Annotated in this window: 12 protein-coding genes and 1 pseudogene; 2 read left to right on the top strand and 11 right to left on the bottom strand. The window is 57.8% G+C overall.

The features are described from left to right. Nucleotides 1-42: 42 nt before the first annotated feature. The gene (locus tag BB934_RS05340; protein WP_157934047.1) at nt 43-375 is read left to right on the top strand and encodes an SMR family transporter; all 333 of its coding nucleotides are present in this window, start codon (nt 43-45) and stop codon (nt 373-375) included. A gap of 277 nt (nt 376-652) precedes the next feature. Here BB934_RS05340 and BB934_RS05345 read toward each other — a convergent pair. The 5 genes and pseudogenes from BB934_RS05345 to BB934_RS46900 all read right to left on the bottom strand — a co-directional run bounded on the left by BB934_RS05345 (nt 653) and on the right by BB934_RS46900 (nt 4699). After that, nucleotides 653-1494, bottom strand: a protein-coding gene (locus BB934_RS05345; protein WP_099508703.1) for an IS5 family transposase whose coding sequence is annotated in 2 segments (ribosomal slippage) — nt 653-1110 and nt 1110-1494 — 843 coding nt in all. Because the reading frame shifts where the segments join, the coding sequence is not laid out codon by codon here. Nucleotides 1495-1585: 91 nt separating this feature from the next. Further along, nucleotides 1586-2543 (bottom strand): annotated as a pseudogene (locus BB934_RS05350) (IS630 family transposase). 162 nt (nt 2544-2705) lie between these two features. Next, nucleotides 2706-3974 (bottom strand): IS701 family transposase, encoded by a 1269-nt coding sequence (locus BB934_RS05355; RefSeq protein ID WP_237050196.1) that lies wholly within the window; start codon nt 3972-3974, stop codon nt 2706-2708. A 19-nt stretch (nt 3975-3993) separates the two neighbouring features. After that, nucleotides 3994-4212 (bottom strand): methyltransferase domain-containing protein, encoded by a 219-nt coding sequence (locus BB934_RS50850; protein WP_099508705.1) that lies wholly within the window; start codon nt 4210-4212, stop codon nt 3994-3996. Continuing rightward, nucleotides 4142-4699 carry a class I SAM-dependent methyltransferase gene (locus BB934_RS46900; protein ID WP_157934049.1) on the bottom strand — a complete coding sequence of 186 codons (558 nt, stop codon included), beginning with the start codon at nt 4697-4699 and terminating at the stop codon, nt 4142-4144. The genes BB934_RS50850 and BB934_RS46900 overlap by 71 nt, the downstream gene beginning before the upstream one ends. Before the next feature lie 166 nt (nt 4700-4865). Here BB934_RS46900 and BB934_RS05365 point away from each other — a divergent pair, with 166 nt between their 5' ends. Continuing rightward, complete coding sequence (locus tag BB934_RS05365) at nt 4866-6215, top strand: DUF2142 domain-containing protein (protein ID WP_099508706.1); 1350 nt, start codon at nt 4866-4868, stop codon at nt 6213-6215. A 491-nt stretch (nt 6216-6706) separates the two neighbouring features. Here the strand turns inward: BB934_RS05365 and rfbA are convergent, their stop codons facing one another. The 6 genes from rfbA to BB934_RS05395 form a co-directional block, all read right to left on the bottom strand. Further along, nucleotides 6707-7579 (bottom strand): glucose-1-phosphate thymidylyltransferase RfbA, encoded by an 873-nt coding sequence (rfbA, locus tag BB934_RS05370; protein WP_099508707.1) that lies wholly within the window; start codon nt 7577-7579, stop codon nt 6707-6709. Nucleotides 7580-7634: 55 nt separating this feature from the next. Further along, entirely contained in the window at nt 7635-8189 is a 555-nt protein-coding gene (gene rfbC / locus BB934_RS05375) for a dTDP-4-dehydrorhamnose 3,5-epimerase (RefSeq protein ID WP_099508708.1), read from the bottom strand. A 70-nt stretch (nt 8190-8259) separates the two neighbouring features. Next, complete coding sequence (rfbB, locus tag BB934_RS05380; RefSeq protein ID WP_099508709.1) at nt 8260-9321, bottom strand: dTDP-glucose 4,6-dehydratase; 1062 nt, start codon at nt 9319-9321, stop codon at nt 8260-8262. Nucleotides 9322-9535: 214 nt separating this feature from the next. Next, a complete protein-coding gene (locus BB934_RS05385; RefSeq protein WP_099508710.1) occupies nt 9536-11521 on the bottom strand; it encodes a glycosyltransferase in 1986 nt (661 codons plus the stop codon). 175 nt (nt 11522-11696) lie between these two features. Continuing rightward, nucleotides 11697-12461: an ABC transporter ATP-binding protein gene (locus tag BB934_RS05390; RefSeq protein ID WP_099508711.1), complete on the bottom strand. Its 765-nt coding sequence runs from the start codon at nt 12459-12461 to the stop codon at nt 11697-11699. A gap of 10 nt (nt 12462-12471) precedes the next feature. After that, nucleotides 12472-13293, bottom strand: coding sequence for an ABC transporter permease (locus BB934_RS05395; RefSeq protein ID WP_099508712.1), 822 nt, complete (start codon nt 13291-13293; stop codon nt 12472-12474). Nucleotides 13294-13347: the final 54 nt, after the last annotated feature.

Raw genomic sequence — 13347 nt, forward strand, 5'->3', positions numbered from 1 at the left:
GGCCGTTATCCCTTAACTGAGCCAAATTATTGCTTAAGGCCCATGAGATACCTTTTCCTTCTCGGAACCATTGCCCTTCTAGCCGCAGGCCAAGTCTTATTCAAGCTCTCCGCTGGCCGCGCCACTCTGAACAAATGGGATTTTTTGCTCAGCCCTCCCTTCATAATTGCGCTTTTCACCTATGGCGTGGCAACGCTTCTCTGGGTTTTCACGCTTAAAGTTTGGCCCCTTACAATTGCATATGCGGCGCAAGCTATAACAATCGTCATAGTTATCACCATAGGTGTTGTTGTATTTAAAGAAAGCTTAAGTACAGTTCAATATTTAGGCGTAGGAGTAATAATCTTTGGCCTAGCCATACTAGCAAGTGGATAGAATATTTGTGAAAAGAAGCTATTGCAGCTTGCAGGTAAAGTTTGATTTCAACATCCTTCGGAATCAATTTGAATAAAATTCTGCACTTTAAGGCAGCTTGATATCCTCACGATACTAGATGTCACGCCCGATCTCCCTGCAGATATAATCTTCAGGGACCGGGACCATGGCGCGCAGAAAACTATGTTGATAAGGAAAAAAGTTAAAGTGAGGATTGAAAGTATAAATTGATTCCCTCTCCAAGGGAACTATGATGATAAGAGTCGGTCCGAGCGATTCATGAGCTTTGACAAAGCCTTGCGATCCTGCGGGTCATGAGCCGGATCATGGCGAGTTGCACGAACGCCAGCTGCGTGCGCGTGAGGTTCTCAAAATCCTTGACCAGCCGGCGGCAGCGGCCGAGCCACCCGAAGGTTCTCTCGACAACCCACCGCTTCGCGACCACCACGAAGCCTTTGGCGGCATCCGATCGTTTGACAATCTCCAGAACCACCTTGCCGGTCCGTTTCGCGGTCGCGGCTGTTGCTGCGCCACTGTAGGCGCCATCGGCAAACAGGCGCTGCAGGAACACGAACACGCGCCGCACACTCGTCAGAAGCGGCAGAAAGCCCTCCCGATCCTGCACATCGGCCGGTGTCACATTCAGCCCGAGCATCAGGCCCAGCGTGTCGACGATAAGGTGACGCTTCTTGCCTTTGACTGTCTTGGCCGCGTCATCGCCGATCGGATCGATAGGCCTCCCCCTTTTTCGGCGCTCTTGACGCTCTGGCTGTCGACGATCGCGGCGGTGGGACTGGCGTGGCGTCCCTCAAGCTCGCGGACCTGCTGGTAGAGCGCGAAGTGCAGGCGCTCGAGCACGCCATCGCAATGCCAGCGCACGAACCAGCCGTGCACGGTGCTGCGCGGCGGCAGGTCTCTGGGCAAAGCCCGCCACTGGCAGCCTGTGCTCAAGACGTACAGAACGGCATTGAGGATCTCGCGCAAGCGCTCCGGCACTGGCCCGGACCTCGTGCGACGGCGCAGAAACGGTCGCACCAGATCCCATTCGGCATCCGCCAGGTCGCTCGGGTAGCGCAAACCTGTGCGAGCGTAGCGACCTCGGTTCTCTGGGGTCCACATGGGACCCTCCGCAAATCGGCGCCAACCAGTGAAGCACAAGTCATTGCTCGGATTCAACTTTCACTCGGACAGGCTCTAGAGCATCGGACGGTTAAACGGACGCATATCCGGCAGCCTTAAGGTAGTTCCAGCACTCTTGTGGTTCGAACAGGTTGCAGATCTCACCGAGCGCTCGCCAGAGCGCGTCGAACGTTCGGGCCTCGGCCTTGCGCAAGTGCGCTTTGATCTTGGCAAAGGCCTGTTCAATTGGATTAAGATCAGGCGAATAAGCAGGTAAAAACAGGAACCAGGCTCCGCGTTGCTTCAGACACTGAGCGGCCTTCTCGCTCTTGTGGACAGCCAGGTTGTCGAGGATCACCACATCGCCTTTGCGCAGCGTCGGCGCGAGCTGCGTCTCAATGTAAGCCTCGAACGCCAACCGGGTGATCGGGCCATCGATGATCCACGGCGCGCACAACTCGTTGCACCGTAGCCCAGCCAGAAAGGTATGGGTTTTCCAGTGTCCAAAGGGAGCTTTCATGCGTAGGCGCTGGCCCCTGCGGCTCCGCCCGCGCAGGCGCGTCATCTTGGTGTTGACATACGTCTCGTCCAGGAACACCAGCCGGTGCGTCTCCTGGCGCATGCGCGGCTGGCGCTGGGCATGCCAGACCCGGCGCTCATCCCGCACATCGGCGCGTGCGCACTCCGCCGCCATCAGGCATTTTTTTATATGAGAAGCCGTGCCGGCACAGGAAGCGCGAGAGCATCGCGGGAGCCGCAACGATCCCATGCTCAGTCAGCAGCCTTGCGGCCAGCTCGGGCATGGTGATGGCCGGCTCGGCCTCGACCGTCTGGATCAAGAAGCTCTCATAGGGCACCAGCTTGCCGCGTCCGGGCGGACGGCCTTGCCGGGCCGGTGCCGGCGAGCCGAACCGCCGCTTCCGCTGCACCAGCTTGATGGCGAAACTCTCGCTGACGTCAAAGTGCTGGGCTGCCGCCCGGCAGGAATGACCTGCATCGACAAAGTCGGCGACGCGCACCCGCAGATCCAGGGAATAGCAATGACCCATAATCCACCTCCCAGTCCAGGCAGTGAATCACAGCTCGGCCTCGCACAGAAGCCAGGAGTCTCATTTCCGGTCCGAGGCTCTAACACTACAGTTGCACCTTTCGTTTGCGATGTGAGGCTTGCGCCCTGGCCTGATGCGCTCGTCGCCACGCGGACCAGGCGATCACGAAGGCCGGCTCGATCCGGCGCTGCTGGAGGCGTGTGGCAACCCGGCGGATTTCCTGGACAGACCAGCATACCAGCGCTGCAGTCGGGCTTCGTCGTTTCGTTTTTGGGGTGAGGTAAGGCGGTTGGCGTGCTCACGCACCACCGTCATCATGGCAAACGCCAGCATCACCAGCGACACATGCCGATGCCAACCGTGCCACGAACGCGTCTCATTGTGCGTCAGCCCCAACTCCGTCTTCGCGGTCTCGAACGCATCCTCAATCGCCCAGCGCTGGCCCTCCACCCGCACCAGGGTCTCCATCGGTGTGCCGGCCGGGCACCAGGTCGAGAAGAACGCCAGATCCTGATCGCTGATGCTGCGCCGGATCAGCAGGCCGCGCGTCCACAGGCCGGTCAGCGCCTCGTTGAATTCCTCGGCCTCGAGATCGGCCAACGCGACATAGGCCCAATCATACAGGCGCGGCCCCTTGGTGCCGATCCCGGCCGACAGACGCTGCCAGGTCTTGGGAGCAAGCCCCTGTGCAATCGTCGCGGCCGTGCCGGCCACCGGCGGGCTCTTGTCCCAGGAATTGAAGCGGTCTGTGGCTTGAACGCCCAGCACGTAACCCTTGCCAGCTCGGCGCAGCTGCATGGCCAGGGCCCCATAGATGGTGTCGGTGGCCACCCACTCAAACGGTACGCCGGCCGCCAGGGCCCGCTCGATCATCGCGGCGGCGATCTGCGGCTTGGTGACGAAGCGGATCGCATCGGGCACGTGAGCCGTGGCCAGGCGCTCGGGCTTCGTCGTCCAGTCCTTGGGCAGATAGAGCTGGCGGTCGATCAAGGCGCAGCCCTTGTCCGACGCGTAAGCGGCAAACACGCCGATCTGGCAGCTGGCAATCTTGCCGGCTGACCCAGTGTACTGGCGTCCCACCCCGCACGAGTTCTGCCCCTGCTTGAGAAAGCCGGTCTCATCGATCACCAGTACCGCTCCGGGAGAGGCGAGCGTCTCGAGCGCATAGTCGCGCACCATGTCCCGCAAAGCATCCGCGTCCCAGTGGCTGCGCCCGAGCACCGCCTGCTGGCGCCATGGTCCCGGATCACCGGCGGCTTCCGCCCGCATCCAGCCGGTCTTGCGCCGCTCCGGCCCGAGCAGACCGTCGAGGAAGGCGGCCGCGGAGGCCGCGGCGCTGGGATGAGCAAACTGGGGTTTGAGATCAGCTTTGACCTGACGCAACTCCACACACCAGAGTTCGAGCATCTGCTCGATGGCCACGCCTGACATGGCAGCCTCCTGTATCAGATCAGGAGGTAATTAGGGCGCCAGTGCAGCGTGCAACTGTAGTGCTAAGCTTCCGAGCAGCTATGCGCCTCAACTCAGAAATTGCTGTTTTGTAATCAAGGATATGCTCGATGACATGAGTGAAGACAACTATATCGAATTCATCATCTCTAAAGGGAAGATTTTCGACTTTTTCCTTCGACAAATTCCACTCGTTGAATATTGGTAGCTGACGGAACATCGAAGTTCATACCGACAAGGCGGCGGAAGTCCGAGACTGCGTGCGTCTGAATGTAATTGAGCAGATACCCGTTGCCACACCCCACATCACAAACAGATGTCCCGACAATATCTGATGTCGCCTGGGCAAGGCAGGCCGAAGAATTATCTGTGCCACTGTGAATGTGTGGATATTCTCGATAAAGTTTCTCGTACTCTTTCTCGGTCAGAAATGGCGCGCGCTTGCGAAAATCGGCCATATGATCGATATAGGGGCCATAAACCATCCGGCCGAGGCACCGAAACAAAGCAGAGTCTTTCAGTGCCGGCGGAATCAAGTCCTCTATGACAAAGCGAATGCGATTGCTTGTTTCTCGCCGCACATCTCTTCTCCGATTATCAGTATCATAATGCAAATGCCGACCTTTGCCACAGGCCCTGCGCATAATCAGCATCCCAAGATGAGTGAGCCAGTCGCACTCGTCCGGCACAATCGAGCCACGCATCATGCTTGCACATACGATATTTTCATGGCACGGCCGCTGAAGAGCAATGTCCTGCCCGAGGAACTAAAGAGCCTGTTACTGAGTATACTCGCGCAACACCATGCAACAGTATATGATTTGGCATGTAGTTGACCTAGCAAGATGAGCGTATGAACGAAGTTCGAATGAAATGAAGCAAATACCGTTGATACCTTCCCAAACTGCGAACTACATGGAAACCAGGTGGCTGAACTTCGGCCTATCTCGGGTATTTTGTGTCTTACAAATCTTAGGTTTGGTTATTGGCATATTTGCAGCAATTATCATACCGCCGTTCGTTCTTCCTGATGAGCCGGCGCATTTTTTGCGTGCTTATGAGATCAGCCGCTTGCATTTGGTGAACACCCCGGAACGGAATGGCGTGCCAATCTCTTGTTCCGATTATCTGGTCATCGGATCGAAGTACGCCCCAATGGCCTATTTTCAGGATGTCCGTGAGCAGGTCATCCAGCAAGGAGGGGCATGCAGTGTTCTGTCCCTGAACTCCGCCAATATTTATTCGCCCGTTCCATATCTAGCCGGTGGGCTCGCGATAGCTCTAGGGGATGGCTTTGGGCTGAGCGTCGAAGAAAAACTTTATTTTGCAAGAATCCTTACATGCATTCTCTGCGCTTCGATCATCGGATGGGGACTGAAGGGCAGCGTCGCCCAAAATCATGTTCTTTTATTCTTAATTTTTACGCCGCTCTGCTTCTTTATAAGATCATCGGTATCTGCAGATGCTATCACGATGTCTCTGCTGATAGCCTTTACAGGAAAAGTGATATCGTCCAAAAAAGCCCCTGAGGTTAGAGGAGACCTCATAGCTTTAATAGCACTTGGCTTTTTACTTGGGTCATGCAAACTGATCTATGGCGCATACGCAGCAATTTCTTTGATCTTGATCCGCAAGGAGCATGCTTGGTTTGGCAATATCCGCTCGGCTGGATTATATGCGCTGCCATCTGTAGCCGCCCTCGTCGGGGCAGTAATGTGGCTGCCCCGGATATCTCCCTATATCGGGAACAATGCGAATCCTGCGGAGCAGCTTCAACTTCTGATCAGCCAGCCGGGACATCTTTTTCGGGTTATGGCCACCACATACACTGAGTATGGGATTGCGTACCTCCATCAGTTCTTCCTGCCTCCTGGCGGCTACCCGATTTGGATCCCGAATTCAGTCAACTTCATCCTAATCCTGGCGCTGACGGTTCTCTCTCTCTCCACACCACTGCGTCTTGCGCTTCTAAATCGAATTTTCCTGATTGTACTTTCAGCTTCGTTCTTCGTGATCATACTAGTTCCGCTCTATCTGACTTACGCTCCGGTCGGCTATAAGGTCGCTCTCGGACTACAGGGGCGATACTATTTTCCGGCGGTTCTGGGCTTATCATTTGCACTGTTCGGGCTGTGGCGGAGCGGAGATAGCCAGCCTCTCAGACTCATACTCGTCGGGCTTCCCTTTTCATTGACGTTGCTCTGCGTTGGGTCACTTTTGTAAGGAGGGGATGGGCAGCCCGTGACTAATTTCGTCTTGCCATTGGCCAGCACCGGCGTGTCGTCGTCATGCAGCCGCCCGGCCACCAGGCCAGGGATTGCGCAAGTCGACGCCCCTCTAGGAGGTGACTCAGCTACGCGGTCGTGATGGAGACCGGCCATCCGCCTGAGCGTCTCCTGCACGAGCAACGATAACGCGCCGAGCCTTTGCGCATATCGGTGTGGCCGGTGGCCAGCCACACGCGCACGCCGGTGAGTACCGGGATCATGCCGAGCTCTCCACGACCTGTAAAACCCGCCGCAGCGCCTCTGCATCGACAACGCGGATAACTCGCACGACTCAGCGACTTCCCATGAGGATCTCGATCATGCCGTACAACCGTTCTGGAAAAATCCCAGGACGGATGTTGCCTCACGTCGCGCCTTCATCCATGCGCTTCCGGTGTTCCCTTGCCCGCGACTCGGAGCCGTTCTCATGACCCGCAGGAATGGCTCTCAGCCTTCATCCTTGGCGATCCGGAGCAGATATTGCCCGTAGGTACTTTTGGATAGGCGGTCGGCAAGAACCAAAAGCTCGGTACGATCAATCCAACCAGAATTGTAAGCGATTTCCTCGGGACACGCGATGCGGAAGCCCTGGCGTTTTTCAAGAGCGCGGACAAATTCGGCGGCTTCGACAAGGCTATCCGGCGTTCCTGTATCGAGCCAAGCATAACCGCGCCCCATCAACTCGACTTGGAGCTGACCTCTTTCTAGGTAAACTTGATTGACATCCGTTATTTCTAATTCGCCCCGCGCTGATGGCTTCAGGTTTGCAGCTATGTCGACCACCTGATGGTCGTAAAAGTAGAGCCCGGTGACAGCCCAGCTGGACCGCGGCTTCTTCGGCTTCTCTTCAATGGAAACGGCTTTACCTTGGCTGTCGAATTCAACGACCCCATAACGGTCGGGGTCGGTGACATGATACGCAAAGACCGTGGCTCCAGAAGTGCGTCTTGCAGCAGAACGCAACAATTCGGTCAGCCCATGCCCATAATAGACGTTGTCGCCCAGGATCAACACGGATGGCCCGCGCTCAACAAAATCCCCACCGATGATATAAGCTTGGGCAAGCCCTTCCGGTCTCGGTTGCTCCGCGTAACGCAGGCGAATTCCCCATTGTTCACCAGAACCCAGGAGCTGTTTGAAACGCGGCAGATCATCAGGAGTGGAGATGATGAGGATATCGCGGACGCCAGCCAGCATGAGAGTCGTGAGCGGGTAGTAGATCATAGGCTTATCATAGATCGGAAGCAGCTGCTTCGATGTGACGTAAGTCATCGGATGCAGTCGGGTTCCGCTCCCACCCGCCAGAATGATACCCTTCATCACAGTGCCTCCTTGGTACCTGCTGCCCTCATGACGAGGTACATTCAGCCCGAAATCATGGAAAGTAAGCAGCCAATTCGGCCAGTCTTGGTTGACTTCGGTCTTTGTCGGAGAGGATCGCCCTCTCTGGATCAACCGGCCAGCTGATCTTCAGGACCGGATCATTCCAAAGCAGCCCATGATCGTGAGCTGCGGAATAATAGGAGGAGACCTTATACTGGATTTCTGTGTTGGGCTCGAGTGTGCAGAAGCCATGGGCAAAGCCGACTGGCACATAGAGCTGGCTGCCGTTCTGGGCAGAAAGCGTCACGGCGACATAATTGCCATATGTCGGGGATGACTGCCGGAGGTCCACTGCGACATCGAGAATGCTGCCACGCACGACTCGGATCAATTTAGCTTGGGCAAACGGCTCGCTCTGAAAATGTAGTCCCCGCACGGTGCCGACCGTCGCGGATAACGAGTGATTATCCTGCACAAATTCTGCACTGATGCCAGCTTCTACGAAAAGTCGCAGGTTGTATGTCTCGGAAAAGAATCCGCGATTGTCGCCAAAGCGTCGCGGAGTCACGATCTTCACATCCGGGATTGCAGTCGGCTCAACAAGCACGTGACACCTTTCCTCACTCACGTTCAGCACTATCAGCCTGGGTAACCTTTCAGTGGGCTGAGCAATAAGCTCAGACCGCGATTCCGAGCCGCTCGCCCTGATACACACCGGAGCGGACGCGCTCCCACCAAGCTTGGTTGTCAAGGTACCAGGCAACGGTCTTGCGCAAGCCGGTCTCGAAGGTCTCGGCCGGACGCCACCCCAATTCGCGCTCGATCTTGGTGGCATCGATGGCATAGCGCAAATCGTGGCCCGGCCGGTCGGTCACATAGGAAATCAGCTTTTCCCGTGGTCCAATCGCATTGCTCGGCACCATCTCGTCGACGAGCTGACAGATGGAACGGACGACATCGATGTTCGTGCGCTCGTTCCAGCCGCCGATGTTGTAATTCTCCCCCACCCTGCCCTTTTCGGCGACCAGGATTAGCGCCTCCGCGTGATCGTCGACATAGAGCCAGTCGCGGACGTTCTCACCCTTGCCATAGACGGGCAGAGGCTTTCCCTCGAGCGCATTCAGGATCATGAGGGGAATGAGCTTCTCGGGAAAATGGTACGGCCCATAATTGTTGGAGCAGTTGGTGATCAGCGTCGGCAGGCCATAGGTGTGGTGCCAGGCCCGGACGAAATGGTCCGATGCGGCCTTCGAGGCCGAGTAAGGCGAGTTGGGCTGATAGGGATATTCCTCGTGGAAGAAGCCGTCCTCGCCCAAGGAGCCGAAGACCTCGTCGGTCGAAATGTGATGGAAGCGAAAGGCATCGCGCCGATTGGCGTTCAACGTGTTCCAGTAAGCCAGGGCGGCCTGGAGCAGCGTGAAGGTGCCGACGACATTCGTCTGCACGAACTCCCCCGGGCCATCGATGGAACGGTCGACATGGCTCTCGGCCGCCAGATGCATGATGACGTCCGGCTGGAATCCGCCGACAATCTCCTCCATCCGCTTGGCATCCGCAATATCGGCTTGGACGAAGCTGTACCGCTCGTTGCCAACCACAGGGCTGAGCGAATCCCGATTTCCGGCATAGGTGAGCTTGTCGACGACCAGAACCTGATGCGGCGTGCTCCGGATGAGCGTGCGAACGACTGCAGAACCAATAAATCCGGCGCCCCCGGTTACCAAGTATTTCTTTGCCATGAATCTTGCTCTTCCCGCCAACGGCTGTGTCAGCCCTGTGCCCTGCCCGGGGGTGAGCCAGCGCTCCGACCCACCTGACCTGCCTTGATTGGATAGGCTACTAGCCGATAACAGTAATATCGTCCATGGCTGGCCGGCCCACCTGTCCCGCCAAGGGCGATAAGCCACATCTCACGAAGACTCAACCTTCACCTTTACCCTCCGGCAGGCCCTATTAGGCCAATCTGAAGTAAAGCTTGGCTTCATCCCTGATCCGCTCCAGGAGGGGATGATCCGCGACCTGGGAATGGGCCTTCAGGATGTTCTGGGCACCGTAGAGCTCTCGCAGTCGCGTCCACGCCTCAGCCATGTGAAGAAGGCGCTTCTCCTCATCGATGCTCCGAGACTTGTGGTGAAATACGAAAGTATTCGTTGCAACCGCAAGCTCAAATCCTGCAGCGACAGCCCGGAAGCAGTAGTCGTTTTCCTCACCATAGAAGAGCTTGAAATTCTCTTCATCGAAGAGGCCGATCGCATCGATGACCTCTTTTTTCACGCCGAAGCAGAAGCCATGCACGAGCGGCACGCGCGGCAGGAGATCCGCCAGGCTCCACCGTTCGCAGGCAAGGTCAAGATCGGATGGGCTGAGCCCCTGCGGCAGTTCGTTGATGGCGGTGTTGTTGCTCGTGTCCTTGATGGACGGGATCGATTGGGCGCCGGCCGCGTTCGAGAGCGGGCCGACAATGCCGATCCTCTCGCTCGTGTTGGCGGCATCGAGCAACTTCAACGCCCAGTTGCGGCTCACGATCGTGTCGCTGTTGAGAAGGATGCGGAACCCGGCCGTGCCGGCTGCCATACCGCGGTTGGCCGATCGTGTATAGCCGAGGTTCCGCTCGTTCTCGAGCAGTTGCGCCTGCCCTTCACGGGATACGAACGCGCGCAGGTAGGCACTCGTCGCCTCGTCGGAGCAGTCATTGACGAGGATGATGCGGTGTTCGGGAAGCAGGTGAGCCTGAACCGACTCGAGGCAGAGGCGAACATCCTCCAATGCGTTGTGAACGCAGACGACGATATCGATTGGAACCCGGGCCAGGGTTTTGAGGCGTTCGTCCTTGACGTTGGAGAAAGCTTTTCCCTCCAGCGGGCTTGCAACCCTGCCCAATCGGAGAAGAGCGTCGGGAACGATCAAGGCGCGCGCAAACTTGTGCCGGAAATAGCTGAAGTCCTCATGATCCCGGACTGAGGCCCCCTGCGGCAGGAGTTGGGCGATTTGGAGAGCGGGAAACCGGTGGGTCACCCAGGCGAACCCCAACTGGTCGCGACGGCTGAAGCGCTCGATTTGCTGCCACCAGGCCTGCAGGGCAGCGGCGCTCTCCTTGTTCGTCAACGGGACCACCATGAAGCCTGTCTCGAACAAGGGCTGGTTCAGGGGCAATCCATGGGTCCGGTAATGCTCCACCTGTGCGTCGATGACCTTGACGGAATCCTTCTTCAACAGCTTGCAGGCCTTCGCCTCCTCATAGAAGCAGACCCGGTGAGGATGGGAGACAAGCCCCAGATGCGCGCCACCGCGCCTGACCGTGTCGATGTACCAGCGAACATCGCCCTTGAGCACGATGTTGGCATCCAGCCACACCGCAACGTCATGTGCGGGAAACAGCTCGTGCGGATGCGTCTTCACCCACCGTGCAATGCGCGTCGGATCGGGATGGAAGAACGGTGCCGCGCGCATCTGCCAGACGCCGTAATCGTTGCGCGGTCGATCCGTGAAGCAAACATAATCGACATCCGGGTCGATGCTTTCCGGAAGCAGCAGAGTGTCGTACTCGCCATAGATGGCGGTATAGAAGACGATCCTTCGTTGTCCTCCAGGAGCCGCGGCACGATAGGCGGCGATCCGGTCCCCGATATCGTCCCTGACCCGCCAGCGATTATTGAGCAGGACCTGGATGGTCCTCCTCGGCAGGATCGATGCGATGCAATCTCTTGTCCAATGGACGGCCCGATAACCCAACGCGATCACGCGCGGGAGACGATGGGCCAGGGCACGCAAGGGGCGCGTCAGCCTCCAGGAGAGAGAGCCGCGAAGCCCTTTGATCTCAGACTGCAGATCCCTGATCGTGAGCTGGAGATCCCGGATCTCCTCGTGCTGCTTCCCGATCTCGGCCTGCAGTGCGGCGACATCGCTCTTCGGCGCGTTGGGAAAGGCGTCCTCGGTCATCTGCTCTCAATCTCACTGCTCGCAAATGCGCAGGCCTGGAAATCCTTTAGCCCCTCAGATCCCCGGTGCGGGACCTGGAATCCGGCTTGACGCTCTTCCTGCAATCCTTGTCCTTCCCTTTACGCCCGACCATCGACCATGGAAACCTCCGGGACGAGGTCCAGGAAGATCGCCTTCAGTCTGCGCTCACACCGGCCGCATTCTTGTAGATCTCAAGGACCTCCTCGACGGTGCCGAAGGCCTTCAGCTTTCCATGTTCCAGCAGCAGAGCCTTGTTGCAGAGCTCCCTCAAGACCTTGTTGGAGTGCGAGGCCAGCACCATGATCTTCGCATCCCTGGCGAAGTTCTCCAGCTTCTCATTGGCCTTGTGGATGAAGGCGGCGTCGCCGGTTGCCACAACCTCGTCGAGCAGCAGGATATCGGTGTCGACATGCGTTGAAATGGCAAAGCCTAAGCGCGCCCGCATGCCGGAGGAATAGGTCCGCATTGGAAGGTCCAGGAATTCGCCAAGCCCGCTGAACTCGGCGATGCTGTCGATCTTTTCCTTGATCTCGGCGCGGCTCATTCCAAGGTAGAGACCCCGGATGAAAATGTTCTCGTAGCCTGTCGATTCCGCGTCGAGACCGAAGCCGAGGTTGAGCAGCGGCGCAACGCGTCCTTGCACAGTCACACGGCCGAATGTGGGGGCGTACAGTCCGGCCATGAGGCGCAGCAGCGTCGACTTGCCCGCTCCGTTATGCCCAACAAGGGCCAGGCGATCTCCCGGTTCAAGGGTGAACGACAGATTCTGAAGGGCTCGCACGAGCAAATACCCCGCCTTGCCTCTCGTCAATTGTCCGCCGATGGCGTTGGTTGGCTGGCCGGGCGTCTGCCCTTTTCTGACCTTGCTTTCCAGGACCGGGTAATCCAGCGTCACTTTCTCGAGTTTTACAAAAGCCATGATTGCCCCCTTAGATCCAGAAGGTGATCCGGCGACGCCAATAAGCATAGATCGGCAAGGTTACCGCCCAGCCGACAATGGTAACTGCAATCGCCACGGTCCAGACAAGCGGGGCCGGCGTCTGGCCGAGCAGCGGAGCCCGCAGAACCTCCATCATGTAGTATGCAGGATTAAGATAGACGACGAGAGCACGAGGCCCGTCCACACGATCCGCATACCAGAGAATGGGCGTGATGAAGAAGATCAGGCGCATGGCATTGGGGATCATGTGGCCGAAGTCGCGGTAGCGCACATTGATGAGCCCGAGAAGCAGGCCGAGCCAGACGCCGTTCAGAAGGATCAGTCCAAGAGCCGGGAGAGCCCAAAGCAGTTCGGGGAAGGGCCAGATCTGAAAAACGAGCAGAACAGCGACATAGACGAGGGCGCTATAGCCGAAGATGAGCAAATTCCGCCATAGGAGGCGATAGACATAGACGACGCCCGGGACTGCGATTTCTCTGATCGCCGAAGCGTTTCCGACGAAGGCATCCTTGCCGTCGCTCACGAAGGCCGACAGCAGGTTCCAGGTCATAAAGCCCGTCACGAGGTAAGGAACATACTCGTGCGCCGGCACCTGCATGATGGCGCTGTAGATCGTGCCCATGCAGGCCGCGACGAATGCCATGCTGAGCGAAATCCAGAACGGCCCCAACCGCGAGCGGCGGTGGCGCAACTGCACGTCCCGCCAGCCGAGCGTCAGCCATAACTCATGCCAGCGCCAGCCATCGCGAACCTCGCGCAGCGTCTCTAGCAATCCCGAACCACTCGTTCTCAAGGTCTTGTCCTTCATCATCGACCGGGTCCCAGAACCTGCAAGCCGATCATTCCTCTGCAACTGAGAACCGGC

Origin of the sequence: Microvirga ossetica (genome assembly GCF_002741015.1) — a bacterium.
In the GTDB taxonomy this organism is placed as follows: domain Bacteria; phylum Pseudomonadota; class Alphaproteobacteria; order Rhizobiales; family Beijerinckiaceae; genus Microvirga; species Microvirga ossetica.

Bases quoted from the DNA above. Each gene is read 5' to 3' on its own strand.
- BB934_RS05340 (WP_157934047.1), top strand. From the start codon at position 43: ATGAGATACCTTTTCCTTCTCGGAACCATTGCCCTTCTAGCCGCAGGC.
- BB934_RS05355 (WP_237050196.1), bottom strand. From the start codon at position 3,974: ATGTCAGGCGTGGCCATCGAGCAGATGCTCGAACTCTGGTGTGTGGAG.
- BB934_RS50850 (WP_099508705.1), bottom strand. From the start codon at position 4,212: ATGTTCCGTCAGCTACCAATATTCAACGAGTGGAATTTGTCGAAGGAA.
- BB934_RS46900 (WP_157934049.1), bottom strand. From the start codon at position 4,699: ATGATGCGTGGCTCGATTGTGCCGGACGAGTGCGACTGGCTCACTCAT.
- BB934_RS05365 (WP_099508706.1), top strand. From the start codon at position 4,866: ATGAAGCAAATACCGTTGATACCTTCCCAAACTGCGAACTACATGGAA.
- rfbA (WP_099508707.1), bottom strand. From the start codon at position 7,579: ATGAAGGGTATCATTCTGGCGGGTGGGAGCGGAACCCGACTGCATCCG.
- rfbB (WP_099508709.1), bottom strand. From the start codon at position 9,321: ATGGCAAAGAAATACTTGGTAACCGGGGGCGCCGGATTTATTGGTTCT.
- BB934_RS05385 (WP_099508710.1), bottom strand. From the start codon at position 11,521: ATGACCGAGGACGCCTTTCCCAACGCGCCGAAGAGCGATGTCGCCGCA.
- BB934_RS05390 (WP_099508711.1), bottom strand. From the start codon at position 12,461: ATGGCTTTTGTAAAACTCGAGAAAGTGACGCTGGATTACCCGGTCCTG.
- BB934_RS05395 (WP_099508712.1), bottom strand. From the start codon at position 13,293: ATGATGAAGGACAAGACCTTGAGAACGAGTGGTTCGGGATTGCTAGAG.